Origin of the sequence: Demequina subtropica, from assembly GCF_000971235.1 — a bacterium.
In the GTDB taxonomy this organism is placed as follows: Bacteria; Actinomycetota; Actinomycetes; order Actinomycetales; family Demequinaceae; genus Demequina; species Demequina subtropica.
The window spans coordinates 78,057-104,858 of the sequence record NZ_BBMB01000001.1; the positions used below are offsets into that span (position 1 = coordinate 78,057).

General features: G+C 72.9%; 26 protein-coding genes. 19 read left to right on the plus strand and 7 right to left on the minus strand.

Going from position 1 to position 26,802, the window contains the following annotated elements; genetic code table 11:
• Nucleotides 1-77 precede the first annotated feature (77 nt).
• Complete coding sequence (locus AOM06_RS00395) at nucleotides 78-746, minus strand: DUF2510 domain-containing protein (RefSeq protein ID WP_062301154.1); 669 nt, start codon at nucleotides 744-746, stop codon at nucleotides 78-80.
• 182 nt (nucleotides 747-928) lie between these two features.
• Here AOM06_RS00395 and AOM06_RS00400 point away from each other — a divergent pair, with 182 nt between their 5' ends.
• A complete protein-coding gene (locus AOM06_RS00400) occupies nucleotides 929-1,828 on the plus strand; it encodes a sulfurtransferase (protein ID WP_062301156.1) in 900 nt (299 codons plus the stop codon).
• Between the two features lie 129 nt (nucleotides 1,829-1,957).
• On the opposite strand, the gene AOM06_RS00405 is transcribed toward AOM06_RS00400, so the two are convergent.
• The 3 genes from AOM06_RS00405 to AOM06_RS00415 form a co-directional block, all read right to left on the minus strand.
• The gene (locus AOM06_RS00405) at nucleotides 1,958-2,845 is read right to left on the minus strand and encodes an aminotransferase class IV (RefSeq protein ID WP_082105156.1); all 888 of its coding nucleotides are present in this window, start codon (nucleotides 2,843-2,845) and stop codon (nucleotides 1,958-1,960) included.
• Nucleotides 2,846-2,912: 67 nt separating this feature from the next.
• On the minus strand, nucleotides 2,913-3,239 hold the full coding sequence (locus AOM06_RS00410) for a DUF2510 domain-containing protein (RefSeq protein ID WP_062301158.1): 327 nt from the start codon (nucleotides 3,237-3,239) through the stop codon (nucleotides 2,913-2,915).
• Nucleotides 3,240-3,355: 116 nt separating this feature from the next.
• Entirely contained in the window at nucleotides 3,356-4,432 is a 1,077-nt protein-coding gene (locus tag AOM06_RS00415; protein WP_156163515.1) for a hypothetical protein, read from the minus strand.
• Between the two features lie 194 nt (nucleotides 4,433-4,626).
• Between AOM06_RS00415 and AOM06_RS00420 the strand changes: the two genes are divergently transcribed.
• Nucleotides 4,627-6,141: a bifunctional folylpolyglutamate synthase/dihydrofolate synthase gene (locus AOM06_RS00420; protein WP_169747699.1), complete on the plus strand. Its 1,515-nt coding sequence runs from the start codon at nucleotides 4,627-4,629 to the stop codon at nucleotides 6,139-6,141.
• A 1-nt stretch (nucleotide 6,142) separates the two neighbouring features.
• Here the strand turns inward: AOM06_RS00420 and AOM06_RS00425 are convergent, their stop codons facing one another.
• Together AOM06_RS00425 and AOM06_RS00430 are read right to left on the minus strand one after the other, a co-directional pair.
• On the minus strand, nucleotides 6,143-6,778 hold the full coding sequence (locus AOM06_RS00425; RefSeq protein ID WP_062301162.1) for an NAD(P)H-dependent oxidoreductase: 636 nt from the start codon (nucleotides 6,776-6,778) through the stop codon (nucleotides 6,143-6,145).
• Entirely contained in the window at nucleotides 6,775-7,218 is a 444-nt protein-coding gene (locus tag AOM06_RS00430; protein ID WP_062301165.1) for a MarR family winged helix-turn-helix transcriptional regulator, read from the minus strand. Before AOM06_RS00430 ends, AOM06_RS00425 begins: the two co-directional genes overlap by 4 nt.
• A gap of 91 nt (nucleotides 7,219-7,309) precedes the next feature.
• Here AOM06_RS00430 and AOM06_RS00435 point away from each other — a divergent pair, with 91 nt between their 5' ends.
• The 3 genes from AOM06_RS00435 to AOM06_RS00445 are packed head-to-tail and all read left to right on the plus strand — an operon-like array spanning nucleotide 7,310 to nucleotide 9,545.
• Nucleotides 7,310-8,707, plus strand: a complete 1,398-nt coding sequence (locus AOM06_RS00435) for a bifunctional folylpolyglutamate synthase/dihydrofolate synthase (RefSeq protein WP_062301167.1) — start codon at nucleotides 7,310-7,312, stop codon at nucleotides 8,705-8,707.
• Entirely contained in the window at nucleotides 8,704-9,102 is a 399-nt protein-coding gene (locus AOM06_RS00440; protein ID WP_062301169.1) for a DUF4233 domain-containing protein, read from the plus strand. The genes AOM06_RS00435 and AOM06_RS00440 overlap by 4 nt, the downstream gene beginning before the upstream one ends.
• The gene (locus AOM06_RS00445; protein ID WP_062301170.1) at nucleotides 9,099-9,545 is read left to right on the plus strand and encodes a hypothetical protein; all 447 of its coding nucleotides are present in this window, start codon (nucleotides 9,099-9,101) and stop codon (nucleotides 9,543-9,545) included. Before AOM06_RS00440 ends, AOM06_RS00445 begins: the two co-directional genes overlap by 4 nt.
• Before the next feature lie 4 nt (nucleotides 9,546-9,549).
• Here AOM06_RS00445 and AOM06_RS00450 read toward each other — a convergent pair whose 3' ends face one another.
• Nucleotides 9,550-10,059 carry an adenine phosphoribosyltransferase gene (locus AOM06_RS00450; protein ID WP_062301172.1) on the minus strand — a complete coding sequence of 170 codons (510 nt, stop codon included), beginning with the start codon at nucleotides 10,057-10,059 and terminating at the stop codon, nucleotides 9,550-9,552.
• Nucleotides 10,060-10,148: 89 nt separating this feature from the next.
• Between AOM06_RS00450 and ndk the strand changes: the two genes are divergently transcribed.
• From ndk to AOM06_RS00520, 14 genes are all read left to right on the plus strand, one after another.
• Nucleotides 10,149-10,568: a nucleoside-diphosphate kinase gene (gene ndk / locus AOM06_RS00455; RefSeq protein ID WP_062301175.1), complete on the plus strand. Its 420-nt coding sequence runs from the start codon at nucleotides 10,149-10,151 to the stop codon at nucleotides 10,566-10,568.
• Between the two features lie 80 nt (nucleotides 10,569-10,648).
• Nucleotides 10,649-11,242: a TIGR00645 family protein gene (locus tag AOM06_RS00460; RefSeq protein ID WP_062301177.1), complete on the plus strand. Its 594-nt coding sequence runs from the start codon at nucleotides 10,649-10,651 to the stop codon at nucleotides 11,240-11,242.
• A 60-nt stretch (nucleotides 11,243-11,302) separates the two neighbouring features.
• Nucleotides 11,303-14,860, plus strand: a complete 3,558-nt coding sequence (smc, locus tag AOM06_RS00465; protein ID WP_062301179.1) for a chromosome segregation protein SMC — start codon at nucleotides 11,303-11,305, stop codon at nucleotides 14,858-14,860.
• Nucleotides 14,861-15,027: 167 nt separating this feature from the next.
• Complete coding sequence (locus AOM06_RS00470) at nucleotides 15,028-15,273, plus strand: hypothetical protein (RefSeq protein ID WP_156163516.1); 246 nt, start codon at nucleotides 15,028-15,030, stop codon at nucleotides 15,271-15,273.
• 53 nt (nucleotides 15,274-15,326) lie between these two features.
• On the plus strand, nucleotides 15,327-16,454 hold the full coding sequence (gene ftsY / locus AOM06_RS00475; protein ID WP_228372798.1) for a signal recognition particle-docking protein FtsY: 1,128 nt from the start codon (nucleotides 15,327-15,329) through the stop codon (nucleotides 16,452-16,454).
• A gap of 274 nt (nucleotides 16,455-16,728) precedes the next feature.
• Nucleotides 16,729-18,012, plus strand: a complete 1,284-nt coding sequence (locus AOM06_RS00480; RefSeq protein WP_062301184.1) for an ammonium transporter — start codon at nucleotides 16,729-16,731, stop codon at nucleotides 18,010-18,012.
• Between the two features lie 2 nt (nucleotides 18,013-18,014).
• Nucleotides 18,015-18,353, plus strand: a complete 339-nt coding sequence (locus AOM06_RS00485) for a P-II family nitrogen regulator (protein WP_042215355.1) — start codon at nucleotides 18,015-18,017, stop codon at nucleotides 18,351-18,353.
• A 17-nt stretch (nucleotides 18,354-18,370) separates the two neighbouring features.
• Nucleotides 18,371-20,149, plus strand: coding sequence for a [protein-PII] uridylyltransferase family protein (locus AOM06_RS00490; protein WP_062301186.1), 1,779 nt, complete (start codon nucleotides 18,371-18,373; stop codon nucleotides 20,147-20,149).
• Between the two features lie 29 nt (nucleotides 20,150-20,178).
• The gene (gene ffh / locus AOM06_RS00495) at nucleotides 20,179-21,786 is read left to right on the plus strand and encodes a signal recognition particle protein (RefSeq protein ID WP_062301189.1); all 1,608 of its coding nucleotides are present in this window, start codon (nucleotides 20,179-20,181) and stop codon (nucleotides 21,784-21,786) included.
• A 1-nt stretch (nucleotide 21,787) separates the two neighbouring features.
• Nucleotides 21,788-22,861, plus strand: a complete 1,074-nt coding sequence (locus AOM06_RS00500) for an amidohydrolase family protein (RefSeq protein ID WP_062301192.1) — start codon at nucleotides 21,788-21,790, stop codon at nucleotides 22,859-22,861.
• A 66-nt stretch (nucleotides 22,862-22,927) separates the two neighbouring features.
• Nucleotides 22,928-23,449, plus strand: a complete 522-nt coding sequence (locus tag AOM06_RS00505; protein WP_062301194.1) for an FMN-binding protein — start codon at nucleotides 22,928-22,930, stop codon at nucleotides 23,447-23,449.
• Nucleotides 23,446-24,861 (plus strand): ferredoxin reductase family protein, encoded by a 1,416-nt coding sequence (locus AOM06_RS00510; protein ID WP_062301197.1) that lies wholly within the window; start codon nucleotides 23,446-23,448, stop codon nucleotides 24,859-24,861. The genes AOM06_RS00505 and AOM06_RS00510 overlap by 4 nt, the downstream gene beginning before the upstream one ends.
• Before the next feature lie 182 nt (nucleotides 24,862-25,043).
• Nucleotides 25,044-26,387: a ferredoxin reductase family protein gene (locus AOM06_RS00515; RefSeq protein WP_062301199.1), complete on the plus strand. Its 1,344-nt coding sequence runs from the start codon at nucleotides 25,044-25,046 to the stop codon at nucleotides 26,385-26,387.
• Between the two features lie 24 nt (nucleotides 26,388-26,411).
• Nucleotides 26,412-26,801, plus strand: a complete 390-nt coding sequence (locus AOM06_RS00520; protein WP_062301201.1) for an FMN-binding protein — start codon at nucleotides 26,412-26,414, stop codon at nucleotides 26,799-26,801.
• Nucleotide 26,802 lies beyond the last annotated feature (1 nt).

The window sequence follows — 26,802 nt, forward strand, 5'->3', positions numbered from 1 at the left end:
GACACGGCCCCTCCGGGGGCTCGTCGCCGGCGTGTCGCTTTCGGATCCGTGCGGAGCGTCGGGGAGCGGCGGACGGGCTACCCGCAGGAGCCCTCCGCGAGGCCGTCCTGAGCGCTGTACCTGAAGGCGCCCACGGCTCCGCCCTCGACACGGACGGCCGCGCACCACGTCGCGTACGCGGGGTCGCCGGCCGCGATCTCGACGAGCTCGACCCCCTCCGAGACGGGTTCGCGCGCGTACTCGCCCTCGGGCGCGGTGAACACGTACTCGCCGCCCTCGACGGTGATGGTCGGCAGCTCGTCATGGTCGACGAGGTGCGTCGCGATCTCCTTGCCGAGGGTGGAGACGTCGGCCTTCGCGCGAGAGTCGGCCTCCTCCGCGGCGCGTTCCGCGTCGCGCTCGGCAGCCTCCTGGTCCCGGATCTCGGCGCGCGCGGCCTCCTCGGCCGAGGCCGCGTCGTCGGCACGCGTGTCGGCCATGTACAGCGCGGCGGAGACGGCGAGCAGCGCCACCGAGAGCGCCCCCAGCACGGTCGCGACGATCATGCCGACGCGCGGGGCGCGCGAGGGCTCGGGCTCGGCGAAGCCGCGGGCGAGCCCGGGCGGCGCCGACACCGCCGGGGATGCTGGCTGCGGCGGCTCCGCGGGCCTGACGTGATCGGTCCAGGCGACGCCGTCCCAGTAGCGCAGCCGACCCGGCTGCAGCGAATCCGGATGCCAGCTGGCAGCCGCCCTCGACTCGTTCATGCGATCCCCCTCGGTCGCGCGAGCCCGCGCTCGCGTGGCGCCGACGCTAGCCGTCCGGGTGCGTGCGCTCAAGGTGAGTGGGCGAACTATCCCAAATCTGCCAGGGGTGACGTGGTGGATGCACTCGCGGGTGCGCCCCGTGCCAGGATGGCGGGAGACGCTGTGCCGGGTTGGAGGAAGCCATGACCGTTCTCATCTCGCCTTCCGAGCTGGTCGACGAGCTCGCGTCGTCCGCGCCGCCGCGGCTGCTCGACGTCAGGTGGGCGCTCGCGCAGCCCGACGGGCACGCCGACTTCGAGGCGTCGCACATCCCCGGCGCGGTCTACGTCGATGTCGACACCGAGCTGGCGGACATCGGCGACCCGGCTCGGGGCCGCCACCCGCTTCCCACGCCGGAGGCGTTCCAGGCGGCCGCGCGTGCCTGGGGGCTGGACGACGGCGACGCCGTGGTGGTCTACGACGCGGGGCCGTCGTACGGCGCGGCGCGCGCGTGGTGGCTGCTGCGCCATGCGGGCGTGCACGACGTGCGGATCCTCGACGGCGGGCTTGCGGAGTGGGTCGGGGAGGGCGGGCCGGTCGAGGCGGGCGCCGTCGAGCCACGTCCCGGCGCGATCACGCTCGGCTGGGGGCACATGCCCGTCATCGACGGCGACGCCGCGGCGGCCTGGCCCGAGCACGGATTCCTCCTCGACGCGCGCGCGCCCGAGCGCTTCCGCGGCGACATCGAGCCCATGGACCCCGTCGCCGGGCACATCCCCGGGGCGGTCAACGCGCCCACCTCGGACAACCTCGCCGAGGACGGCCGCTTCTACGGGCGGGGAGGGCTCGGGGAGCGCTTCGCGGACCTCGGGATCGATGCGTCCGACCCGGTCGCGGTGTACTGCGGCTCGGGGGTGACGGCCGCGCACGAGATCGCGGCGCTCGAGATCGCCGGCTTCCGCGCGGCGCTCTACCCGGGATCGTGGTCCGAGTGGGCGAACACCCCGGGGCGCCCGGTCGGGACGGGGGAGCAGTCGGTCGGACGGATGGGTCATCCGCTCCCGCACCCCAAGGGCCACGTCGCGCGCCAGCAGGCGCACTAGCCGACAGCCGCGCCCTCGCTGGACACTGCCAACGGATCTCGCCGCGACGCGCCGGTGCCGAAGGCGAGATGCGCCAGTCGTACCGGCGTGTCGCGACCAGCTCCGTTGGTGCTGTCCGAGGGGAGGGGGTCAGCCTCCCGCGAGGATGTCCTCGTTGACCGCGGCGGTGAGCGCGACGTCCACGGGGTACGCGCGCCCGTCGAGCTCGCGGATCGGGCGCAGCAGGTTGACCGAGTCGGTGAGCCACAGCGCATCGGCGCCCTCGAGCTCCTCGATCCGCAGGTCGCGGTAGACGCAGTCGAGCCCGCGCGCGGCGAGCGCCTCGAACGCCGCGCGCTGCGCCGTGCCGTGGAGCAGGCCGCCGTCGATCGCCGGGGTCACCACCTGATGGCCGAGCCGCGCCAGCACGGTCGCTCGCGGCGCCTCGAGCACGTAGCCGTCGGTGGTGGTGAAGATGGCCTCCTCGGCGCCGCGCGCCTTGACGTGGCGCAACGCCGCCATGTTGACGGCATACGACAGCGTCTTCGCGCCCACGAGCAGCCAGGGCGCGTGCGCCCCGATGCCGTGCGGGTAGCCGCGCGTGAGCGTGAGGACCGCGATGCCCTCCGTGCGCTCCCGGGAGACGTCGGGGTAGAGGTCCGCGTAGGCGAAGCCGGTGGGCTGGGCGTCGGACGCGCCTTCGGGGCCGCGCGTGTAGACGACCTTGCACAGCGCCGTCGTCGGGACCTCGTCGAGCCCGTCGAGCAGCGTGCGCACCGCGAGCGCGATCGCGTCGCGGAACATCCCGAGGTCGGGCGCCGGAAGGTCGAGCATCGCCGCGGACTGCGCGAGCCTCTCGAGGTGCGGCTCGAGATCGTGCATCCGGCCGTGGTGGACCCCCACGGTCTCGAACACGCCGTCGCCGCGGGTGAGCCCCGCATCGGCCACGAGGATCGCCGGGTCGTCGGGCGACGCGAGCGCGCACGCGGCGCCGGGCCTTCCTGCGGCGGGCGAGCCGCAGATCACGAGAGTGGGCATGCTGACCTCCTGAACCGCCACCGTAGCGCGGCGACGCGGGCAACGGGACGCCGTGGGCGGTGGATCGCTACGAGGAGGCCGCCGGGCTCGTGTCGGCGGTGACGACCGCGGCGGGCTGAGGGGTGGCGTCCTGCTCCATCTCCTCGCGCTGCGCCACGAACGCGATCGCGACGAGCGCGACGCCGAGCAGCGCCACCGACGCGATGATGCCGAGCACCGCCGCGAGGCCCAGCCTGTGCTTGGGCTCGGCCTGCTCCTCGGTGCTCGCGACGAGCAGACGCGAGTGCTCCGTCCACGAGGCGCCGTCCCAGTAGCGCAGGAAGCCGGCGCGATCGGGGTCCGCGTACCAGCCCGCGACGGGCTGCGCGGGCGTGCTCCATTGCGGTTCGCTCACGACACCCCCTCAAGCATCCGCGTCAACCGTGCGCTCAAGGTACCGCGTGCGCCCTGTCATGTCACGGGCTCTCGCCGCGCGTCATACCTCCGTCATGCCTGTTTCACGGGGGCGTGTCAGTCCGTGAGGGAGCGGACCGCGATCGCCTCGGCCTCCTCCGGGCCGGCCTCGACGCGCGAGTCTCGCACGACGAGCTCGCCCTGGGCCGTCTCGTGCTCGATCGCGGCGCCTCGCGGCGCCGTGTTGCCCACGACCATCGCCATGGAGAGCTCGACCTCCGCGTCGGGCGACCTCACGAGCAGCCCGCCTCCCGCGACGGTCGCGGCGTTGTCCACCACCGTGGTCGCCCGCATCCGCATCGGGGCGTCCACCACCGCGAGCGCCCCGCCGAGGCCGCACGAGTTGCCCAGGAACGTCGCGCCCCGCACCTGGACGGGCTCGACCATGTCGCGCGCGAGCACCGCCCCGCCCGCGCTGACCTCGGTGTCGATGCACGTGTTCCCGGTGAAGGTCACCGCGTCGAGCGTGAGGCGTCCGCCCTCCATCGCGACGGCTCCGCCGCCCGCGAGCCCGTCATCGTCCTCGCCGGCGCGAGGCGCGGCGCCGTCCGCGAGGACCAGGCGGGACAGGACCAGGTGGGGGACCGGCCCCTCGGCGCAGTCGCCCGCGCTCGCGGTGCATCCGCGCGCCTCGATGAGCCGCGCCGACCCGGTGCCGACGAGCGTGACGGTGCCGCCGCCGTCGATCCGCACGCGGTCCACGGCCCGCTCGCCCGGTGCGCAGCCGCCGGCCGCGCACAGCTTCAGGGGCGCGGTGAGGACGATGCGGGCGGGGCCGCCGCAGTCGAAGGTCACCGTGCCGCCACGGGCGACGGCGCGCCCGAGAGCCGCGGCGGTGCACGAGTCGGCGCTGCCGTCCCCGACGACCGCGCGGCCCTCGACCACCCGCATCGTGCCGCGTCCGGGGGTGCTCGCCTCGCGCGGCAGGACCACCGTGGCGTCCTCGTATCCCCCCGTCGGGGGCGCGGCCGGTGCCGTGATGGCGGGCTCGACCGCGTGCGTGGCGGACGCCGCGAGCGGTGCGGCGGCGGTGGGGTGCGGGGCGTGGCGGCTGACGTCGGGCACCGGTGAGCAGGCGGCGGCGGTGATCATGACCGCGACCACCCATGCGTGCCTCGCCCGCCCGGTGCGCATGCCCAGAGCGTAAGGGATGAAACGGACGAAGGCGCACACGGCGGCGTGTCGCGCGTCGGCGTGTCGCAAAGGGGCGCGACGCGCTCCGGTAAAGAGACTATAATGGCTGGTATTCAACCGATTTTCGGTCGATGGGCAAGCGCTTGTCGGGTTGTGTCACGAGCACCCGATTCCGTGCCGCACAATTGCTTCTCGTGACAACGGATGTCTTCCCCGAACTGAGCCTCTCCGAGGCCGAGCGCGAGATCGACGCGCACATCTTCGCCCGTACGCCCGAGGCCGACCATGAGGCCAAGCTCCTGCGCGTGGCGCAGGCCCTCTCGCTCCTCGGCGACCCCCATCGTTCGCTCGACATCATCCATGTCACCGGCACCAACGGGAAGACCTCGACCAGCCGGATGATCGAGTCGCTGCTGCGCGCCCACGGGCTGCGCACGGGGCTCTTCACCTCGCCGCATCTCACCACGCTGCGCGAGCGCATCATGATCGACGGGGCGCCGCTCGCGCAGGACGCCCTGGTGCGCCTTTGGCAGCACGTCTCGCCCGCGATCCACGCGGTGGACCAGGCCTCGCTCCAGCGCGGCGGCCCGCGGATGAGCTTCTTCGAGGTCCTCACGGTGCTCGGCTTCGTCGCCTACGCCGACGCGAAGGTCGACGTGCTCGTGCTCGAGGTCGGCATCGGCGGCCTGCGCGACGCCACCAACGTCGCCGATGGCCGCGTCGCCGTCCTCACCCCGATGGCCCGCGACCACGACAAGTACTTCGTGGGCGGGCTGCCCGGCGTGGCGCACGAGAAGTCGGGGATCATCAAGCCCGGCGCGACCGTCGTCAGCGCGCTGCAGAAGGACGAGGCGGCGCAGATCATCGTCGCGGCCGCCGCGCAGCGCCAGGCGTCGGTGTTCTGGGAGGGCGCCCACATGTCGGTCGCATCGCGCCGCGTGGTGCCCGGCGGCCAGGTGGTCACCCTGCGCACGGCGGCGCGCAACTACGTCGACGTCTTCGTGCCGCTGCACGGCGAGTTCCAGGCGCAGAACGCGCTCATCGCGCTCGCGGCGGCGGAAGCGTTCATGGGCGACGGCGTGCCCCGCGCGCTCAGCCTCCCCGCGGTCGCGCGCGGCTTCGCCGGCGCGACCTCGCCGGGCCGCATGGAGGTCGTCTCCGCGGAGCCGACCGTCATCGTCGACGCCGCGCACAACCCGCACGGCATCGCCGCGCTCGCCGACACCCTGCGCGAGACCTTCAGCTTCGACCGGCTGGTCGGCGTGGTCGCGGTGCTCGCGGACAAGGACGCGGACGGCATCCTCACGGGCCTCGCGGGACTCATCGACGAGGTCGTCATCACGCAGACCCGCTCGCACCGCGCCGCCGACGCGGAGCAGCTCGCGGAGCGCGCGCGCGTCGTGTTCGGCGCCGATCGCGTCCGGGTCGCCGCCTCGGTGCCCGACGCCGTCCAGATGGCGACGGCGATCGCGGCCGAGGCCGACGGCGAGGCCGGCGTGCTCATCGCGGGCTCGATCACGCTCGTGGGCGAGGCGCGCCGCCACCTTCAGGCCACGCACATGCCGGTGACCGTCGACGCTCACACGGTGGTGACGGCCTCGGCCCCTGCCGACGCCCCCGTCGAGGAGGCGCCGCTGGCCGCCCGCGATCAGGGCATCGGCGACTCGCCGCTCGAGGACGCGGGCGACGCGGGCGCGGTCCCGGCCTGACTCACGCCGCCGCGCCGGCCGCCCGCGAGGGCTGCCGCGCGGCGACCCGGGCGCCGTCCGCGGCGCCGTCGCGTGCCGCCTGGGCGACCCAGCGCTCGCGGCGGGCGTCGTCGGCGAACCGAGCCTCGGGCAGGCGCCGCACGCCGATGGTCGTGACGCCCACGTAGCCGAGCGTCGCGTGCCGCATCGCCGCGATCATCGCGTCGCGGTACACGAGCGCGTTCCACCACGTGGGCGAGTCCATGGTGCACGTCAGGCGCGCCGTCTTGCCGGTCCACAGCTTGCGCGGCGCGCGGTCCTCCTTGAGATAGGCGACGCCGCTGACGAACGCGCGGTCGACGAACGCCTTGAACACGGCCGGGTAGGTGCCCCACCACTGCGGGTAGAAGAACGCGAGGTGGTCCGCCTCGCTCAGCGTGGCGACCATCCGTGCCACGGCCTCGTCCAGGTGGCCGAGGTCGCCGCCCGGGGCGCGCAGGTCGCCCGGCGTCGCGGGGTTCGGCGCGAAGCCGTGGTCCGCGAGATCGATGACGCGCACCTCGGCGTGGGCCGAGGCGGCGTCCGCGTAGGCGCGCGCGAGGCGTGACGTGAGGGTGTCGGGCAGCGGGTGGCCGATGACGACGGCGATGGTGCTCATGGCTGTTCTCCTGGGTCGGTGGGGAGCCCGAGGACGCCGGCGAGGGTCTCGAGCTGGTGGCGCAAGGCGGCTTCGTCGAGCTCCGGGTGGAGCGTGAAGAGGTCGGAGAACTCCGCCTCGAGACGGGCCCCGGCGGCGCCGATGAGCGCGTAGGCGCGGGGGGTGGGGGCGATGCGCAGCCGGCGCCCGTGATGGGGGTCCGGCTCCGCGGTGAGGTACCCGTCGCGCACGAGCGGCGGGATGCGCTTGCTCGCCGCGGCCTTCGACATGCCCGCGCCGCGCGCGAGGCTCGTGACGTCCGCGCCCGGCATCGCGGCCGCGACCGCGAGGAAGCCGAAGGTCGCGAAGGTCACGCCGTGCTCGCGCCGCACGAGCTCGTCGGCGTAGGTGTCCATCGCGACGATCACGCGGTGGAGGAGGAAGGAGGTGGGTTCGCTCACGCCCTCATGTCAACACGTTGACATTCCTATGTCAACTGGTTGACAACATTCGTGCGCCAGGCTCGCATGCCGCCGTGACAGACTTGTGCGCATGACCGACCTTGACCTCGGTGGCCTGAGCCTCGAGGAGGCCGAGCGCGAGATCTACGCGCACATCGTCTCCCGCAATCCCGAGCACGACTTCGAGCCCACCCTCGACCGCGTCCGCGAGGCGTGCGACCTGCTGGGCAGCCCGCAGCACGCCTACAAGGTGATCCACCTCACGGGCACCAACGGCAAGACCTCGACCGCACGCATGACCGAGGCGCTGGTGCGTGAGCACGGCCTGCGCACGGGCCTGTTCACGTCGCCGCACCTCACCACCGTGCGCGAGCGCATCCAGATCGACGGAGAGCCGATCGCGCAGGAGGACTTCGTCCGCCTGTGGCTCGATGTCGCGCCGATCCTCCACATGGTCGACGTGCGCTCGGCGGCGAACGGCGGCCCGCGCCTGAGCTTCTTCGAGGTCCTCGTGGTGCTCGCCTATGCGGCCTTCGCCGATGCGCCGGTCGACGTGGCCGTGATCGAGGTCGGCATGGGCGGCATCTGGGACGCGACCAACGTGGCCGACGGCGACGTCGCGGTGGTGACGCCCATCGGGCTCGACCACCAGGAATGGCTCGGCGACTCGCTCGCGGACATCGCGGCGGAGAAGGCCGGGATCATCAAGGACGGGGCGGCGGTGGTGCTCGCGCCGCAGTCGGCATCCGTCGACCCGGTGCTCGACGCGGCGATCGAGGAGCGCGGCGCCCGCGCGTACCGGGAGGACGTGGACCTCGAGGTGGTCGAGCGCCAGCCCGGCGTCGGTGGGCAGCTCATGACGCTGCGCACGCCCGCGGCCACCTACACCGACGTCTTCGTGCCGCTCTACGGTCCGTACCAGGCGCACAACGCGCTGCTCGCGCTCGCGGCCACCGAGCTGCTGCTCGCGGACGGGGGAGAGCCCTCGTCGCTCGCGGGCGAGACCGTCGAGGCGGCCTTCGCCGGCGTGAGCTCGCCGGGTCGCCTCGAGGCCGTCCGGACGGCGCCGCTCATCCTCGTGGACGCCGCGCACAACCCGCATGGCGTCGAGGCCATGGTCGAGGCGCTCGACGAGTCGTTCGCGTTCGAGACGCTCGTCGGCGTCGTCGGCATCCTCCGCGACAAGGACGCCGAGGGCATCCTCGCGGCGCTCGAGCCCGCGCTCGCGCACGTGGTGATCACCGCATCGTCCTCGCCGCGCGCCATCCCGGTGGAGGAGCTTGCTCCGCTCGCGCGCGAGATCTTCGGCGAGGACCGCGTGACCGAGACCGAGGCGCTTCCCGATGCGATCGATGCCGCGGTGCAGCGGGCCGAGCGCGACAGCGACCTCGGCGCGGGCGTCCTGGTGGTCGGCTCGATCACCCTGGTCGCCGATGCCCGCATCCTCACGGGAGCGGACCGCCGCAAGGGCACGGGACGGGCGCGATGACGATGCGCAAGAAGCGCTCCGCGCGGCTGACCTTCTGTCAGACCGTGCTCGCGCTCCAGTCGCTCGCGGCGTTCTTCGCGACCCTGGTGCTGTGGGGCCTCGACCGCGCGGGCGAGGTGTCCATCCCCGGCCCGGTGCTCTGGGGTGGCGGGCTCGGCATGGTCGTGCTGCTCGGCTACGCCGCGGGGCAGCAGAGGAGGCGCTGGGGTCTCGCGCTCGGCTGGGCGCTCCAGGTGCCGATGCTGCTCGGCGGGTTCATCGAGCCCGACATCGCGGTCATCGGCGCGATGTTCCTGATCACGTGGCTGATCGGGGTCAGGCTGGGCACCCGGATCGACCGCGAGCGCGCGGAGTACGACGCCGCCGCGGAGGCGGCCGCGGGCGAGGTGGCGTGAGCGGCTTCCTGTGGCGCATGGGCGGCGCCCTCGCGCTCGGGCTGCTGGGCCTCACGCTGGTCTTCTGGCAGCTCGAGCACGCGCAGCTCTATGCGTTCGCGGGCCTCGGGCGTCCGTCGCCGGCGGTCTACGCGCTGCTCTTCGCGGGCCTGCTCGCGCTCAACGTCGCGGTCTTCTACGCGCTGACGCGGTGGTCGCGGTTCGTGCGCGAGCACCCCGACACGCGCCAGCTCCCGCCATGGTTCCTCATCGGCATCGCCGTGGTGAGCGGCGGCGTGCTGGTGACCGGGATCGCCGTGCACGCGGGCTACCTGCGCTCGCTCGACCCGCTGCCCATGACCATCAGCCAGGGCTTCGTCGCGTTCGAGGCGGTGTTCGCGGGCCTCGCGCTCGTGCCGCTCGTGCTGCTCGCGGTGCGATGGTCGACGGGCTACCGGCGCTGAGCCGTCAGACGACGACGACCGACGTGACCTCGTAGCCCTCGAGCGCGTCGCGGCCGGGCAGCGCGCCGATCTCGATGAGGAAGCTGAAGCGCACCGAGGCGGCACCGCCGCGCTCGAGCATCTCCGCGACCGCACGGGCCGTGCCGCCCGTCGCGAGGACGTCGTCGATCACCAGCACGTGACGGCCCTCCACGGACCCGGCGCTCACCGCGAGGTCGCGCGCGCCGTACTCGATCTGCGCCGACGACTCGAGAAGGTCGGTGCCGGGCATCTTGCCCTTCTTGCGCACCATCGCCATGCCGACGTCGAGCGTCTGCGCGACCACGGGGGCGAAGATGAAGCCGCGCGCGTCCACGCCGGCCACGATGTCCACCGTGGCGTCGCTCGGCGGCATCAGCTGGATGCACGCCTCGCGGAACCGCTCGGGGCTCGCGAGGATGGGCGCGATGTCGTAGAACAGGATGCCCTCGACGGGGAAGTCGGGATACGTGTCGAAGTCGTCGAGCGTGATCACGGGGTCCATCCTGTCACGCGCGCCGGTTCCGCAGCCGCGGACCGTCGACGCCTGCGGTACCGGGGGTGTCACCCGCTAGGCTCCGTGCCATGACGGAACGCACCCTCATCCTGGTCAAGCCGGACGGAGTGAAGCGCGCGCTGTCGGGGGAGGTCCTCCGACGGATCGAGGCGAAGGGCTACACGCTCGTCGCGGTCGAGCTGCGCAAGGCGACCCCGGAGCTGCTCGCGGAGCACTACGCCGAGCACGTCGGCAAGCCCTTCTACGACCCCCTGGTCGCGTTCATGCTCACCGGCCCGGTGCTCGCGGTCGTGGCCGAGGGCGAGCGCGTCATCGAGGGCTTCCGCTCGCTCGCCGGCGCGACCGACCCGACGGTGGCGGCCCCCGGCACCATCCGCGGCGACCTCGCCCGCGCCTGGGACCTCCCGGTGATCCACAACATCGTGCATGGCTCGGACTCGCCGGAGTCCGCCGAGCGCGAGATCGGGATCTGGTTCCCGGGCCTGTAGGGTCGCGGGGTCGCGGCACGGCGGCGCGGACGATGCGCGCGCCGGGCCCCACCGCCGTCCCCCCACCCCGGAAGGTCCCCATGCGCAACACCGCCGAGCACGCCCTCGAGCGCGGCCTCTTCGCCACCCGATGGCTCCTCGCTCCCATGTACGTGGGCCTCGTCGCCGGCCTCGGCGTGGTCCTGGTGAAGTTCTGCCTCGAGCTGTGGCACCTCATCTCCGAGTTCTCGCTCGAGAGCGAGGCCGACGAGATCACGGTCGCGATCCTGTCGCTCATCGACATCGCTCTGCTCGGCAACCTCGTGGTGATCGTGATCTTCGCCGGCTACGAGAACTTCGTGTCGAAGATCGAGGCCGCGAAGGGCAACGAGGACCGCCCGTCCTGGATGGGCCACGTGGACTTCTCGGGCCTCAAGATGAAGCTCATCGGCTCGCTCGTCGCGATCTCGGTGATCCTGCTGCTCAAGGACTTCGTCGCGATCGACGGCAAGGGCGAGGACGCGGACTACACCTCCGTCGCGTGGCGCATCGGCCTGCACTTCACGTTCGTGCTGTCGGGCGTCCTGTTCGCGATCATGGACTACTGGGGCGCCAAGCGGCAGGTGCTGCTCGCGGACGCGCACGCGCACCACCCGGAGCTCGAGGACGCCGAGATGGACCGCGTCACGCCGTAGCCGCCGGGCGCCGGTCGCGCCTCGGCTGAGCGGGGGAGCGCCTGCCCTACACTCGCACCCATGCATCTCAAGACGCTGACGCTGCGAGGCTTCAAGTCCTTCGCGTCGGCGACGACCCTCGAGTTCGAGCCGGGCGTCACCTGCGTGGTCGGGCCCAACGGCTCCGGCAAGTCCAACGTGGTCGACGCGCTCGCATGGGTCATGGGAGAGCAGGGCGCGAAGACGCTGCGCGGCGGGCAGATGGCGGACGTCATCTTCGCCGGCACCTCGGGGCGCGCCCCGCTGGGCCGCGCCGAGGTGTCCCTCACCATCGACAACTCCGACGGCGCCCTCCCGATCGACTACACCGAGGTCACGATCAGCCGCACGCTGTTCCGCAGCGGCGGCTCCGAGTACGCGATCAACGGCTCCGCCTGCCGCCTGCTCGACATCCAGGACCTCCTCTCCGACAGCGGTCTGGGCCGCGAGATGCACGTGATCGTGGGCCAGGGCCAGCTCGACGCCGTGCTGCGCGCGACGCCCGAGGACCGGCGCCACTTCATCGAGGAGGCCGCGGGCATCCTCAAGCACCGCCGCCGCAAGGACAAGGCGCTGCGCAAGCTCGACTCGATGCAGGCGAACCTCACGCGAGTGCAGGACCTCACGGGCGAGATCCGCCGCCAGCTGGGCCCGCTGGGCAAGCAGGCGGAGGTCGCGCGCCAGGCGCAGCGCATCCAGATCGATGTGCGCGACGCGCGCTCGCGGCTGCTCGCCGACGACATCGCGACGCTCTCGGACTCGATGTCCAAGGACAAGGCGGACGAGACGGCGCTGCTCGAGCGCCGCGCGACCGTGGAGAAGGCGCTCGCGGAGGCGCGCGACCAGCTCGCCGAGCTCGAGCGTCACGCCGCGGAGGCCGCTCCCGCGCTCACCCGCGCGAACGACATCTTCTACCGCCTGAGCGCGATCCGGGAGCGCCTGCGCAACCTCCACACTCTCGCGGAGGAGCGTGTGCGCATGCTCGGGACGCAGACCGACGCCGCGCCTCCCACCGACCTCGTCGATCTCGACGAGCAGGTCGAGCGCGCCAAGGCGGCCCGGGCCGAGCTCGAGGCGGAGGTCGCGGCGGCCGCGGACGCGCTCGAGGTCGCGATCACGGAGCGCAAGGACGCCGAGGACACCGCTTTCCAGTCGGACCGTCACCATGCCAACCTGCTGCGCTCGGTCGCGGACCGGCGCGAGGGCGTCGCACGCCTGGCGGGCCAGGTCGCGGCGAAGCGCTCTCGCGTCGAGTCCGCGGAGGCGGAGATCGGGCGCCTCGAGGAGCAGCTCGCGGCGGCGGAGCGGCGCGCGCACGATGCGACGGCGGAGTTCCAGCACGTCGAGACCTCGGTCGCCGCGGTCGAGCCGGGGGAGCAGGACCTGGACGTCCAGCACGAGGCGGCGACGCAGGAGTGGGAGTCGGCGAAGGCGGCCGTCGCCGAGCTCAAGGACGCGGTCCACCACGCGCGGCGCGAGCGCGACACGTGGGCGGCCCGCGGCGAGGCCCTCGAGCTGTCGCTGGTGCGCAAGGACGGCGCGGGCGCCCTGCTCGCGAGCGGCACGCGCGCGGTCATGGGCACGGTCGCCTCGCTCATCGAGGTCGGCGGCGACGCGGAGGACGCGATCGCCGCGGCGCTGGGCCCGCTCGCGGACGCCCTCGCGGTCGCGACGGTCGAGGACGCCGTCGACGCGATCCGCTGGCTGCGCGACGAGGACGCGGGCCGCGCCCGCTTCCTGGTCGCCGACCCCGCCGCGCGCGCCGAGGATCCGGCTGTCGAGCTCCCCGAGGGAGCGGCCTGGGCGACGGGGCTCGTCTCGGGCCCGGCGGGCCTGGTCGACACGGTCCGCGCGCTCGTCGCGGGCGTCGCCGTGGTCGAGGACCTCGCCGCGGCGCGTGCGCTCGTCTCCGCGCATCGCGAGGTCACCGCGGTGACCCGCCGCGGGGACGTCCTTGGCGGACGAACCGCCTCGGGTGGCGCCGGCGATGCGCCGAGCGTCATCCACATGCAGGCCGCGTACGACGACGCGCGCGACAAGCGCGACGCCGCGGCCGCCGAGCTCGAGAAGGCCCAGGAACGCCTGGCCGATGCGGAGGTCGCGGAGGCGGAGGCCCGTGGGCTGCACGAGCGCACGCTCGCGCGCCTCACCGAGGCCGACGCGAAGGTGGCCGCGGTCGCCGACCAGCTGAGCCGCCTGGGCGCCGAGGCGCGTGCCGCCAAGGCCGAGGTCGAGCGCTTCACCGTCCAGCTCGAGCAGGCGCGCGAGCGCCTCGCGACCGACGAGGACGAGCTCGCGAGCCTCACCGAGCGCCTCGCAGCCGCACAGGCCGAGCCGGAGCAGTTCGAGGCCGACACGCGCGAGGCGCAGGAGCGCCGCGACGCCGACGAGGCCGCGGCGCGCGACGCGCGAGCCAAGGAGACCGAGGCGCGACTCGCCCTGCGCACCTCGGAGGAGCGCGCCCGCGCGCTCGCGAGCCGCGCCGAGAGCCTCGAGCGCGCGGCGGTCGCCGAGCGCGAGGCCCGCGCCCGTGCCGAGGCCGCCGCGGCGAGGCGCGAGCTCCAGGCGCAGGCCGCACGCGAGGTGATCGCGGGGAGCCGGGACGCGCTCGGCCTCATCGACGTCTCGGTGCAGCACGCGGACGACAACCGTGCGGCCGTGGAGGCCCAGCGCGCCGAGCGCACGGGCACGCTCGCGCAGGTCCGCCGCGCGGTCGACGATCTCTCGACCGAGCACGCGCGCCTCACGGACGACGCGCATCGTGACGAGGTCGCGCGCGCCGAGCAGAACGTGCGCCTCGAGCAGATGCGCCAGCGCGCGGTCGACGAGCTGGGGATGGACCCGGACCGCCTGGTCGAGGAGTTCGGGCCGCACCTCGGCGTGCCCGTGGTCGACGCCGACGCGGACCCCGAGGCGGAGCCGGAGACCACGCCGTACGTGCGCGAGCAGCAGGAGAAGCGCCTGCGGCAGGCCGAGCGCGCGATGAACCAGCTCGGGCGCGTCAACCCGCTCGCGCTCGAGGAGTTCGCGGCGCTCGAGGAGCGCCACAAGTTCCTCACCGACCAGCTCGCGGACATCAAGCGCTCGCGCGAGGACCTCCTCACCATCGTCAAGGAGATCGACGAGCGCGTCGAGGTGATCTTCGCGGAGGCCTTCGCGGACACCGCGGCGCAGTTCGACCGCGTGTTCCCGCGCCTGTTCCCCGGGGGCGAGGGCCGCCTGGTCCTCACGGACCCCGCGAACATGCTGACCACGGGCATCGAGGTCGAGGCCCGCCCGGCCGGCAAGAAGGTCAAGCGCCTGTCCCTGCTGTCCGGAGGCGAGCGCTCCCTCACCGCGGTCGCGCTGCTCGTGTCGATCTTCAAGGCCCGTCCCAGCCCGTTCTACGTCATGGACGAGGTCGAGGCCGCGCTCGACGACGTCAACCTGGGGCGCCTGCTCGAGATCTTCCGCGAGCTCCAGGAGGACTCGCAGCTCATCGTCATCACGCACCAGAAGCGCACCATGGAGATCGCCGACGCGCTCTACGGCGTCACGATGCGCGGCGACGGCGTCACCACGGTCATCAGCCAGCGCCTCCGGGACGACGCCTCGGTCTGACGCCCCTGCTATCCCGCTGATGTGCGGGTGTCGGGAAACTTCCGCGCCCGTCGCACGTTAATCAGCCGGACGCCGATGAGCATTCGTCGGACTTGTCCGATCTGTACGGATGCGGCACCATGCTCACGCACGGGACCGGCGACGGAGGGAGCGGGATGTTCAGCCACATGGAGGGGACCCTCGTGGTCGCCGGGATCATCGCGCTCATCGTCTTCGCCGCAGCGTTCGCCGCCGAGGGGCGCGGTCGCCGCGTGGTCCGGCTCATGCTGGGCGTCGAGGAGCGTCGGTCCGTGACGGAGCACCTGTACGACGAGCTCGACCGCCCCGCCGCGACGCTCGACGTCGTGGGCGAGCTCGGCCGCGAGACCGCGTCGATCCCTGTGATCGCACCGAACGCGCGACACCGCCACTGAGCCCTCGGCGGGGCCGGGACGGGTGCCCGCCGCCGACCTGAGAGACTGTGCCCGTGGACGTCTCATGGATTCCTGGTGACAGCGACCTCCTGGTGACCGTGGTCGCCGGGCTCGTGGTGCTCGGCGGCGTCGGCGCCGCCCTCGTCGGCAAGACGCGCAAGGCGCCCCCGCGCGAGGCCCCGCCCGCGAGGGACGATGCGCCGGTCGCCGCCCCGCCGGCGCCGACGGAGGCTCCCGAGGCCCCTGCGCAGGCGACCGTGGAGTCTCCCGAGGCCGTCGACCATCGCTTCGGAAGGCTCCGGGGGCGCGTCGGCACGGGCCTAGGCCAGTCCCTGCTCGCGATCTTCCGCCGCGGCGGGCTGTCGCAGGACGACTGGGACGAGCTCGAGGAGACACTGCTGATGGCCGACGTCGGCGCGGCGGCGACCGACGAGCTCATGGCGGACCTCAAGGCGCGGCTCAAGGCCGCACCCGACGGGGACCCGCGCGAGCTGCTGCGCGCCGCGCTGCTCGACGTGGTCGACCCGGCGCTCGACCGCTCCCTCGCGCTCGGCGAGGCCGGCGACGGCGCGCTGCACTCGGCGATCGTCGTGGGCGTCAACGGCGTGGGCAAGACCACGACGGTCGGCAAGCTCGCGCGTGTGCTCGTGGCCGAGGACCGCTCGGTGGTGCTGGGCGCCGCCGACACGTTCCGTGCGGCGGCCGCCGATCAGCTCGAGACCTGGGGCTCGCGCGTCGGCGTTCCGGTGGTGCGCTCGCACCAGGACGGCGCCGATCCGGCCTCCGTGGCGTTCGAGGCCGCCGACCGCGCGCGTGCCGAGCAGGCCGAGGTGCTGCTGGTCGACACCGCGGGCCGCCTGCAGAACAAGCAGGGCCTCATGGACGAGCTCGGGAAGATCGTGCGCGTGGTCTCCAAGGTGGCTCCGCCCTCCGAGGTGCTGCTCGTGCTCGATGCCACCACGGGCCAGAACGGGCTCACCCAGGCACGGGTCTTCGGCCAGGTCGCGCCCCTGACGGGAATCGTCCTCACCAAGCTCGACGGGACCGCCAAGGGAGGCATCGTGCTCGCGGTCCAGCGCGAGCTGGGGGTGCCCGTGAAGTTCGTGGGCCTGGGTGAGGGCGCGGACGACCTCGCGCCGTTCGACGCCGCAGGCTTCGTCGACTCGCTCCTGGGCGAGTAGCCGCGCGAGCGGGGGGCCGCTCGACTGACGGGTTCAGCGCGCCCACGGTGGCGCAGGTCCGCCGCCACCGCCGAGACGCCCGCGTACCAGGGACGAGCCGACGCTCAACGGGCGAGGGCCGCGGGGTGTTCCGATTCGTGCGCCTGCGCAACGCACCTTTTACCTGCGCAAGGCTGATGTAACCGTCCTGAAACACGCGGGTCGTTCAGGCGTAACGGCACTGCGAAAGTCTGTCCTCACTGCTGGCCGAGCGGCTGGCGGAGGGAGATAAACAATGGAAGAGTTCACGCTGGACTCCGGTAATACCGCGTGGATGATCGTTGCGACTGCTCTTGTCCTCCTCATGACGCCCGGTCTGGCGTTCTTCTACGGAGGCATGGTTCGCGCGAAGTCCGTGCTCAACATGATGATGATGAGCTTCATCAGCATCGCGACCGTCGCGGTCATCTGGGTCCTGTACGGCTACGGCCTCACCTTCGGCTCGGGCGACCTCATCGGCAACCCGTCCGGGTTCTTCGGCCTCAACGACTTCGACGACGCTGGCAGCCTCGCTGCAGGGTCGGGTGTCCCGGCGCTCGTCATGGCGGCCTTCCAGGCCACCTTCGCGATCATCACCGTCGCCCTGATCTCCGGCTCCATCGCCGACCGCATGAAGTTCGGCGCGTGGACCGTGTTCACCGTGGTCTGGGCCACGCTGGTCTACTTCCCGGTCGCTCACGCGGTCTGGGGTGGCGGCCTCCTGGGTTGGGACAACCCGATCACGAGCTCCTCGCCGATCGACTTCGCCGGTGGAACCGTCGTCCACATCAACGCCGGTGCGGCGGGCCTCGCGCTCGCGCTGCTGCTGGGCACGCGCAAGGGCTTCGGCAAGGAGCCGATGCGTCCCCACAACCTCCCGTTCGTCATGCTCGGTGCCGCGCTCCTGTGGTTCGGCTGGTTCGGCTTCAACGCCGGTTCGGAGTTCGCCGCTGACGCGACCTCGGGCCGCGCCTTCCTCAACACCGTGGTCGCCCCGGCGATCGCGATCCTCGGCTGGCTGCTCGTCGAGAAGATCCGTGACGGCAAGCCCACCTCGCTGGGTGCCGCTTCCGGCATCGTCGCCGGTCTGGTCGCGATCACCCCGGCCGCGGCGTCGGTCGACACCTGGGGTGCCCTCGCGATCGGCTTCATCGCCGGTGTGCTCTGCGCGCTCGCCGTGGGCCTCAAGTACAAGTTCGGCTACGACGACTCGCTCGACGTGGTGGGCGTCCACCTGGTCGGCGGTCTCGTCGGCACCATCCTGATCGGCTTCTTCGCCAACCTCGGCGAGGTCACCACCTGGGCCGGTGAGGGCGAGGACCTCGTGCCCATGGACGGCCTGTTCTACGGTGGCGGTGTCACGCAGCTCGTCACCCAGACCGTCGTCGCGCTCATCGCCGTGGTGTTCTCGTTCGTCATGACCTACCTCATCGGTCTCGCGATCAAGTACACGATCGGCCTGCGCGTGAGCGAGGATGTCGAGGTGTCGGGTATCGACCTCGCCGAGCACGGCGAGACGGCTTACGAGGAGGCGAAGTAACCATGAAGCTGGTCACCGCGATCATCCAGCCCCACCGCGTCGACGAGGTCCGTGCGGCCCTCGAGGCCGCGGGCGTCAAGGGCGTCACGGTCTCCGAGGCTGCCGGTTACGGCCGCCAGAAGGGCCACACCGAGGTCTACCGCGGCGCTGAGTACACGGTCGACCTGGTGCCGAAGACGCGCCTCGAGGTCCTCGTGGACGACGCCGACGCCGCCACCGTGACCGAGGCCATCGTCTCGGCCGCGCAGACCGGCAAGATCGGCGACGGCAAGGTCTGGGTCGTCCCCGTCGACGACGTGGCCCGGGTCCGTACCGGCGAGCACGGCGCGGACGCCCTGTAAGGGTCACCGCATCACGCATGGGCAGCCACGACGGCTCCCGCGCTGAGGTCCCGCACCCCCGTGGGGTGCGGGACCTCAAGCGTGTGAGGAGAGAGCACGCGGAGATGCTGGCCGCGAGCGCGCTCAGCGGGCGCGAGCGCCGCCAGTCCATGAGCGACCTGGTGTTCGCGCACCTCAAGGAGCACTGGGACGAGCACTCGGAGGGGATGCGCGACGGGATCGCGTTCGGCGCGGTGGGATCCGTGGGACGCGGTGACGCCGGACCCCTGTCCGATCTGGACCTCGTCATCCTCCACGACGGTTCGACCCACAAGAAGGAGGCCGTCGCGGAGCTCGCGCAGCGCCTCTGGTACCCCATCTGGGACGCGGGGCTCGAGCTCGACTACTCGACCCGCACCCTCACCGAGTGCCGCCAGGTGGCCTCGAAGGACCTCGCCGCAGCCGCCGGCCTGCTCGACCTGCACCTCATCGCGGGCGACGAGCAGCTGCTGAAGCAGGCGCGCACCCACATCTACCAGGACTGGCGCGCGGCCTCGCGGAAGCGCCTGCCGGACCTGCTCGCCGCGTCGCGCGCCCGCGCGGAGCGCCACGGCGAGCTCGCCTACCTCATCGAGCCGCACCTCAAGGAGGCGCGAGGCGGGCTGCGCGACTACGTGAGCCTCACCGCGCTCTCGGCGACCTGGCTCACCGACCGCCCCCACGGCGCGGTCGACGATGCGGGCGAGCTCCTCATGGACGTGCGGGACGCCCTTCAGCTGGAGTCGGGGCGTGCCGTGAACGTGCTCGGCCGCCACGTCGCGACCGAGGTGGGGGAGCGGCTCGGCTACGACGATCCGGACGACCTGCTGGCCGCGATCGCCGAGGCGGGGCGCACCATCGCGTATGCGCTCGACACCACCGAGCGGGGCGCGCGCCGCTCGCTCGAGCGTTCGGGCGTCGGCTCCCGCGCGTTCCTCGCGCGCCGCCGCGCCGCGGCCCCGCGTCACGTGAAGGTGGCGGAGGGCCTCATCGATGTCGACGGCGAGCTCGCGCTCGCGCCGGGGTACAGGTCGGAGGACGATGCGCTGCTGCCGCTGAGGGCGGCCGCCACCGCCGCGTCGACCGGGCTGACGTTCACGCCCACGCTGCTCGAGGCGCTCCAGCGCTGTCCCGACCTCCCCGTGCCGTGGCCCGCCGAGGCCCGCACCTACCTGCGCGACCTGCTGCGCTCGAGCACCCATCTGGTGCCGGTGTGGGAGGCGCTCGACCTCCACGGCGTGGTGGTGCGGTGGATCCCGCAGTGGGAGGGCGTGCGCAACCGCCCTCAGCGCAGCCCCATCCACGTCTACACCGTCGACAGGCACATGCTCGAGGCGGTGACGCTCGCCGCGCGGCACCGCCGCGGCTCGCACCGCTCGGACCTGCTGCACCTGGCCGCGCTCCTGCACGACATCGGCAAGCGAGCGGGATCGACGGACCACTCGGTGGACGGCGCGGCGCTCATCCCCGCCATCGCGGCGCACCTGGGGCTCTCGGAGGGAACGGCGCACGATCTCGAGCTGCTGGTCCGCGAGCACCTCACGCTCGCGGCCCTCGCGACCACGCGCGATCCCGAGGACCCTGCCACGGTGGCGGCGCTGCTCGACGCCGTCGAGCATCGTGCCGACCTTCTCGACATCCTCCGTGCGCTCACTGAGGCGGATGCCAAGGCGGCCGGGCCCAAGGTGTGGACGGCGTGGCGCGCGCAGCTCGTCGACACGCTGACCGAGCGTGCTCGCAAGGCGTTGGCCTCCGGAGGGACGCCGGCGGGACGGTAGTCTGGTGGGCACGTTGTGAAGGGATATCCGTGTTCGCCAACCTCTCCGATCGCCTGACAGAGACGTTCCGCAACCTGCGGGGCAAGGGCCGCCTGACCGAGGCGGACATCGACGGCACCATCCGCGAGATCCGTCGCGCCCTGCTCGACGCCGATGTCGCGGTCCCCGTGGTCCGCACGTTCACCGGCAACATCCGTGAGCGCGCGCTCGGCGCCGAGGTGTCCGGCGCGCTCAACCCGGGCCAGCAGGTCGTCAAGATCGTCAACGAGGAGCTCATCGCGATCCTGGGCGGCGAGACGCGGCCCATGCGCTTCGCGAAGCACGGCCCGACCGTGATCATGCTCGCGGGTCTCCAGGGCGCGGGAAAGACCACGCTCGCGGGCAAGCTCGCGCACCACCTCAAGGGCCAGGGGCACACCCCCCTCCTGGTCGCGGCGGACCTCCAGCGACCCAACGCGGTGACGCAGCTCAAGGTCGTGGGCGAGCGCGCCGGCGTGCCGGTGTTCGCGCCCGAGGCCGGCGTGACGCGCGAGGACGAGCGCCCGCGCGGCAACCCGGTCAAGGTCGCCAAGAAGGGCCTCAAGGAGGCCGAGCAGCGCCAGCACTCCGTGGTCATCATCGATACCGCGGGCCGCCTGGGCATCGACCAGGAGCTCATGCGCCAGGCCTCGGACATCCGCAAGGCCACAGAGCCCGACGAGGTCCTGTTCGTCATCGACGCGATGATCGGTCAGGACGCCGTCGCCACCGCGACCGCCTTCCAGGAGGGCGTCGACTTCACGGGTGTGGTCCTCACCAAGCTCGACGGCGACGCGCGCGGCGGTGCCGCGCTGTCCGTGGCCGAGGTCACGGGCCGCCCGATCATGTTCGCGTCCACGGGCGAGAAGCTCGACGACTTCGAGGTGTTCCACCCCGACCGCATGGCGTCGCGCATCCTCGACATGGGCGACATCCTCACGCTGATCGAGCAGGCCGAGCGCACGTTCGACCAGGCCGAGGCCGAGCGCATGGCGGAGAAGGTCACCAAGGGCGAGGACTTCACGCTCGCGGACTTCCTCAGCCAGATGCAGCAGCTCAAGAACATGGGCTCGATGAAGAAGATGCTGACGATGCTCCCGGGCATGGGTCAGATCCGGGACCAGATCGAGAACTTCGACGAGCGCGAGCTGGTCCGCACCGAGGCGATCATCCAGTCGATGACCCCGGCCGAGCGCGACAACCCCAAGATCCTCAACGGCTCGCGCCGCTCGCGCATCGCGGCGGGCTCGGGCATGCAGGTCTCGGACGTGAACTCGCTGGTCAAGCGGTTCGAGCAGGCGCAGCAGATGATGCGCGCGATGTCGCGCGGCGGCGGCATGCCGGGGATGCCGGGCATGCCCGGCGCGGGCGGCGCCCCGGGGGCCTTCGGGGGCCTCCCCGGCGGCAAGAAGTCCAAGGGCAAGCAGGCGCCGCAGCGCAAGGTCAAGGGCAAGTCGGGCAACCCGGCGAAGCGGGCGCAGCAGGAGGCCGATGCTCGGGCCGGGCGTCCCGCGCAGGCGCCGGCGCAGGGCTCCGCCTTCGGGCTCGGCGCCCAGCAGCCCCAGGACCTCGACCGGGACGCGCTGAACGCGGACCTCTCGAAGTACCTGGGTCGGTGACGTGAGCCTCCACCTCACGGGCCCGGTGCTCGTCGGCGATGCCGACGTGCGCGACGAGGCCTGGGTGGTGGACGGCAGCATCACGTACGACCGTCCCGAGGAGGCGGCCCGGCACACGATCGACGGCATCGTGCTGCCCGGGCTCGTCGACGTCCACTGCCACATCGGTCTCGACAGCGGCGGCGCCGTCGACGCGGAGCTCGCGCTCAAGCAGGCGATGGTCGACCGCGACGCCGGCACGCTGCTGATCCGGGACGCGGGATCGCCGACGGACACGCGGTTCATCGACGAGGTCCCGACGGCGCCGCGGCTCATCCGGGCGGGCCGCTTCATCGCGCGCCCCATGCGGTACCTGCGCCACTACGCGCGCGAGATCGAGGTCGCGGACCTCCCGCGCGTCATGGCCGAGGAGGCGCGCGCGGGCGACGGCTGGGTCAAGATCATCGCGGACTGGATCGACCGCGAGGCGGGCGACCTCACGCCGCTGTGGCCGGCCGATGTCCTCGCGGAGGGCATCGCCGCGGCGCACGAGGCCGGCGCGCGCGTCACGGCCCACACGTTCGCGACCGAGTCGATGGATGCGCTGCTCGACGGCGGCATCGACTGCATCGAGCACGGCACGGGCATGACCGCGGAGCACATGCAGGAGGCGGCGCGGCGCGGGATCCCCGTGGTGCCCACGCTGCTCCAGGTCGCGAACTTCGAGGGCTACGCGGCGCAGGGGGAGGAGCGCTTCCCCGCGTACGCCGCGCGCATGCGGCCGATGCACGAGCGCCGGCTCGCCCACGCGCTCGCGCTGCATGAGGCGGGCGTCCCGCTGCTCATCGGGACCGATGCGGGCGGCACCATCGGGCACGGCGCGCTTCCCGCCGAGGCCGCGCATCTGGTCGCGGCCGGCATCCCCGCATCCGACGTGGTCGCGATGGCCTCGTGGAGGGCGCGCGAGTTCCTCGGCGCTCCCGGGCTCGAGGAGGGTGCGCCCGCGGACCTCGTGGTGTACGCCCAGGACCCGCGGGAGGACATCTCGGCGCTCGCGCGTCCGCGTCACGTGGTGCTGCGCGGCGCGGTCGTCTAGCGACTCTCAGCCAACTCCGAGGATCGGCACCAGCCGCTCCCAGGTTCGCGCGCTGATATGGGCGTTATGAAGCGCTCCTCAGGCATCATCGTGACCGGCATCTCCGCCACGCTCCTCTCCGCCGGCGCGGTGATGGGGTCGGGCTTCCTCGACACCGGGACCTCCACCTCCACGGCGGCGTCGAGCGACTCCACGACCGCGCTGGACGCCCCGTCGGACACCCCGGCGAGCTCGTCGACCGACACGTCGACCGACACGTCGACCTCGACGGAATCCGCGACGCCCGACACGAGCGGCTCGTCCGGCTCCTCGGGCACGTACGACGGCGAGGCGGTGAGCTCGCGCTACGGCACCTTCCAGGCGGAGATCACGGTCGAGGACGGGGTGATGACCGAGATCGCGTGGCTCCAGTCGGGCGAGGCGGACCATCATTCCCAGGCCATCAACGACTACGCGATCCCGGTCCTCGAGGACGCGATCCTGCAGGCGCAGAGCACCGACGTCGGCTACGTCTCGGGCGCGAGCTACACCTCCGACGCGGTCGAGCAGGCGATCGAGAGCGCGATGCAGGTTGCGGGGATCGCATGACCGCCGTCGCGCCCGGCCGGCCGGGCCGCCGGACCGCGCCCCGCATCGTCCCCGATGCGCGCGTGATGGCGCGGGGGCAGCGAGGGCCGCGCCTCAGCCGCCGTCGCGACATCCTCGAGGCCGCCGCGTGGCTCGTGGGCGTGCTCGGGGTCTCCTTCATGCTCGCCTCGGGCAGCGTCGACGTCACGTCCCTCGCCGGGCTGCTCGTCACGCTCGGCCGCGTCGCCGGGATGGCCGCATCGACCATGATCATGGCGCAGCTCATCCTCATCGCCCGGATCCCGTTGGTCGAGCGCGCGATCGGCCATGACCGCGCCGCGCAGCTGCACGGGCGGCTGGGCCGGCTCGGGTTCCTCGTGATCCTCGCGCACATCGCGCTGCTCGTGGTCGGCTACGCGATGCCGACGCAGTCGGGGATCCTCGCACAGGCGTGGGACTTCGCGATCGGCTGGGGCGGGCCGATGTTCATGGCGAGCGCGGGCTTCATCGTCCTCGTCGCGGTCGTCGTGACGTCGTATGCGATCGTGCGGCGCCGGTGGCGCTACGAGTCGTGGCACGCCGTCCATGTGTTCAGCTACCTCGCGATCGGGCTCTCGATCCCTCACCAGCTCACGGACGGCGAGACGTTCATGTCCATGGGCGTCGCGTGGTGGTACTGGGTGGTGCTGTGGGCGGTCGCGGTCGGCGGGCTGCTCGCCTTCCGCGTGGTGCGCCCGCTCGCGCGGTTCTGGCGCCACCGCGTCCGGGTCGCCGCCGTGGGCACGCTCGCGGACGGCTCCACGGTCATCGCGATGCATGGGCGGCACCTCACGCGGCTCGGGGCGAAGGGCGGACAGTTCTTCCTGTTCCGCTTCCTCCAGCGGGACATGTGGGGTCAGGCCCACCCGTACTCGACCTCGCGGACCGTGCGCGACGGATGGATGCGGATCACCGTCAAGCCGCTGGGCGACGGCTCCGCGGCGCTTCGCGGCCTCAAGCCCGGCACGCGCGTCATGCTCGAGGGGCCGCTCGGCATCTTCACCGACGATCAGCGCACGGGCGAGCGGCTGGTGCTCGTGGGCGCGGGCGTCGGCATCACCCCGATCCTCGCCCTCCTCGAGGATGCGGACGTCCGGCCGGGGGAGTGCACCGTGATCGTCCGCGCGCACACCCCGGCGGAGATCCCGCACCTCGACGAGCTCCGCGAGCTCGCGGCGGCGCGCGGCGCGACGCTCCACGTGCTCACCGGCGCGCGCGGCGGCGGATGGTCGCCCGCGGCCACGCCTGTCACGCTCGCCGACCTGGTGCCCGGGCTCTCCCGGGCGGACGTCTACGCATGCGGTCCGGCCCCCTGGATCGAGGCCGTGATGGACGATGCGGCGCGCGCCGGGGTACCGAAGGAGAGGCAGCACCTGGAGGAGTTCGCCTGGTAGCACGCGCCATGCACGGGCGCGAAGCGCCTCGCCTCGTGGCAGTGTCGCAACCTTCAGGGAATCCTCAGGTCTCGCACGGCCGAGGCCGCGCCCCCAGCACGTACGATGCACATGCGCGGCCCGGGACGCCTCCCGAGCCGCGCACGTCGCAGGTCCGCCGTCCCCGATCTCCTGGAGGCCACGTGAGCACGCTCGAGGCGTATGCGCGCCGCACCCGGGCGCGCGGCTGGTGGCGCGACGGGCTCGAGGCCTCGATCTACCTCATCGCAGCCGTCGGCGTCGCTTTCATGATCGCCGGGGGCGGGCTGCTCGCGACCGCGCCGCGCGACTACGCGTACGGGCTGGGCCGCATGGTGGGCATCGTGGCCGCCGTGCTGGTGCTCGCGCAGATCACCCTGATCTCGCGAGCGCCCTTCGTCGAGCGGGCGTTCGGTCACGACCGCGCCGCCGCGGTCCACACGCGGATGGGCAAGGTCGCCTTCATCCTCATGCTCGTCCACGTCGCGCTGATCCTGGTGGTGTCCGCGCAGTACGACGGCCGCTCGATCCTCGCCCAGACCGCCGCGTTCTGGGACCTGGGCTGGTTCATGGTCGCGGCGCAGGTGGGGCTCGCGCTGTTCACGGTGGTGGTCGCGACGTCGCTCGTCGCGATCCGCTCCCGGTGGCGCTACGAGCGCTGGCACGCCGTCCATCTGCTCGTCTACCTCGCGATCGCCGCCGTGGTGCCGCACCAGTTCCTCGAGGGGGCGACCTTCCGCGGCGCCGGGGCGGCCTGGTGGTTCTGGCTCGCGCTCTACGTTCTCGCGATCGGCTCGTTCGTCGTCTACCGGATCGTGCGACCGCTCGTGCTGCTCGCGCGTCACGACCTCCGGGTCGCGGAGGTCGAGGCGCTCCCCGACGGTTCCACGAGCATCGTCATGTCGGGACGCGGCCTCGACCGCCTCGGCGCGCGCCCCGGGCAGTTCCTGCTGTGGCGCTTCCTCGACCGTGAGCGGTGGACCCAGGCGCACCCGTGGTCCCTGTCGCGCGCGCCGCGCGCCGACTCGCTGAGGATCACGGTCAAGCCCTCGGGCGACGCGTCCGCCGCGGTGCGCGACCTCCGCGTGGGCACCCGTGTGCTCGCCGAGGGTCCGCTCGGCATCTTCACCGACGTGGCCCGCACCAGCCCGGGTGCGGTGCTCGTCGCCTCGGGGATCGGGGTCACGCCCATCCGCGCGCTGCTCGAGGAGGCCGACGGGCCGTGCACGGTGGTCTACCGGGTACGCTCGCGCACCGAGGCGCCGCTGCTCGACGAGGTCGAGGCGCTGGCCGCAGGGCGCGGTGCGGAGCTCGTGGTGGTCGCCGGACCGCGCGGGACGGGTTGGGGCACCGCGGCGGGGGAGAGCCTCGCGGGGCTCGTGCCCGACGTCGCGGACCGTGACGTGTACATCTGCGGCCCGCAGCGGTGGGCCGATGCCGTGGAGGCGGAGGCGCGCGCCGCGGGCGTGCGGGCCGCCGCGATCCACCGCGAGCGTTTCGAGCTGTAGGGAGAGGGAGACACGATGAGGACCATGACCAGGACCGCGGGCGCGCTCGCCTTCGCCGGGGCCGCAAGCACCCTGCTCGCCGGGTGCGGGGGAGACGCGGAGGCCGAGGCGCCGGTCGCCGGGGCGACGAGCTACACGGACGGGACGTACGACGGGGCCCGCGTGGTCAACGAGAAGGGCGGCTTCCAGGCCCAGGTCACCATCGAGGGCGGCGAGATCACGGCGGTCGCCGCGATCGAGGCGGGCACCCAGGACCCGCAGTCGACCACGATCAACGCGACGGCGATCCCGGAGCTCGCGGAGAAGGTCGTCGCGGCGCAGAGCGCCGACGTCGACGCGGTCTCGGGCGCCTCGTTCACGTCGCCCGGCTTCCTCGAGTCGGTCGCGGACGCGCTCGCGCAGGCGGCGGGGTAGG

Excerpts from the sequence above, each read along its gene's own strand:
- AOM06_RS00395 (WP_062301154.1), bottom strand. The coding sequence starts at position 746 with ATGAACGAGTCGAGGGCGGCTGCCAGCTGGCATCCGGATTCGCTGCAG.
- AOM06_RS00400 (WP_062301156.1), top strand. The coding sequence starts at position 929 with ATGACCGTTCTCATCTCGCCTTCCGAGCTGGTCGACGAGCTCGCGTCG.
- AOM06_RS00405 (WP_082105156.1), bottom strand. The coding sequence starts at position 2,845 with ATGCCCACTCTCGTGATCTGCGGCTCGCCCGCCGCAGGAAGGCCCGGC.
- AOM06_RS00415 (WP_156163515.1), bottom strand. The coding sequence starts at position 4,432 with ATGCGCACCGGGCGGGCGAGGCACGCATGGGTGGTCGCGGTCATGATC.
- AOM06_RS00425 (WP_062301162.1), bottom strand. The coding sequence starts at position 6,778 with ATGAGCACCATCGCCGTCGTCATCGGCCACCCGCTGCCCGACACCCTC.
- AOM06_RS00435 (WP_062301167.1), top strand. The coding sequence starts at position 7,310 with ATGACCGACCTTGACCTCGGTGGCCTGAGCCTCGAGGAGGCCGAGCGC.
- AOM06_RS00440 (WP_062301169.1), top strand. The coding sequence starts at position 8,704 with ATGACGATGCGCAAGAAGCGCTCCGCGCGGCTGACCTTCTGTCAGACC.
- ndk (WP_062301175.1), top strand. The coding sequence starts at position 10,149 with ATGACGGAACGCACCCTCATCCTGGTCAAGCCGGACGGAGTGAAGCGC.
- AOM06_RS00460 (WP_062301177.1), top strand. The coding sequence starts at position 10,649 with ATGCGCAACACCGCCGAGCACGCCCTCGAGCGCGGCCTCTTCGCCACC.
- smc (WP_062301179.1), top strand. The coding sequence starts at position 11,303 with ATGCATCTCAAGACGCTGACGCTGCGAGGCTTCAAGTCCTTCGCGTCG.
- AOM06_RS00470 (WP_156163516.1), top strand. The coding sequence starts at position 15,028 with ATGGAGGGGACCCTCGTGGTCGCCGGGATCATCGCGCTCATCGTCTTC.
- AOM06_RS00480 (WP_062301184.1), top strand. The coding sequence starts at position 16,729 with ATGGAAGAGTTCACGCTGGACTCCGGTAATACCGCGTGGATGATCGTT.
- AOM06_RS00485 (WP_042215355.1), top strand. The coding sequence starts at position 18,015 with ATGAAGCTGGTCACCGCGATCATCCAGCCCCACCGCGTCGACGAGGTC.
- AOM06_RS00490 (WP_062301186.1), top strand. The coding sequence starts at position 18,371 with ATGGGCAGCCACGACGGCTCCCGCGCTGAGGTCCCGCACCCCCGTGGG.
- AOM06_RS00505 (WP_062301194.1), top strand. The coding sequence starts at position 22,928 with ATGAAGCGCTCCTCAGGCATCATCGTGACCGGCATCTCCGCCACGCTC.
- AOM06_RS00510 (WP_062301197.1), top strand. The coding sequence starts at position 23,446 with ATGACCGCCGTCGCGCCCGGCCGGCCGGGCCGCCGGACCGCGCCCCGC.
- AOM06_RS00520 (WP_062301201.1), top strand. The coding sequence starts at position 26,412 with ATGACCAGGACCGCGGGCGCGCTCGCCTTCGCCGGGGCCGCAAGCACC.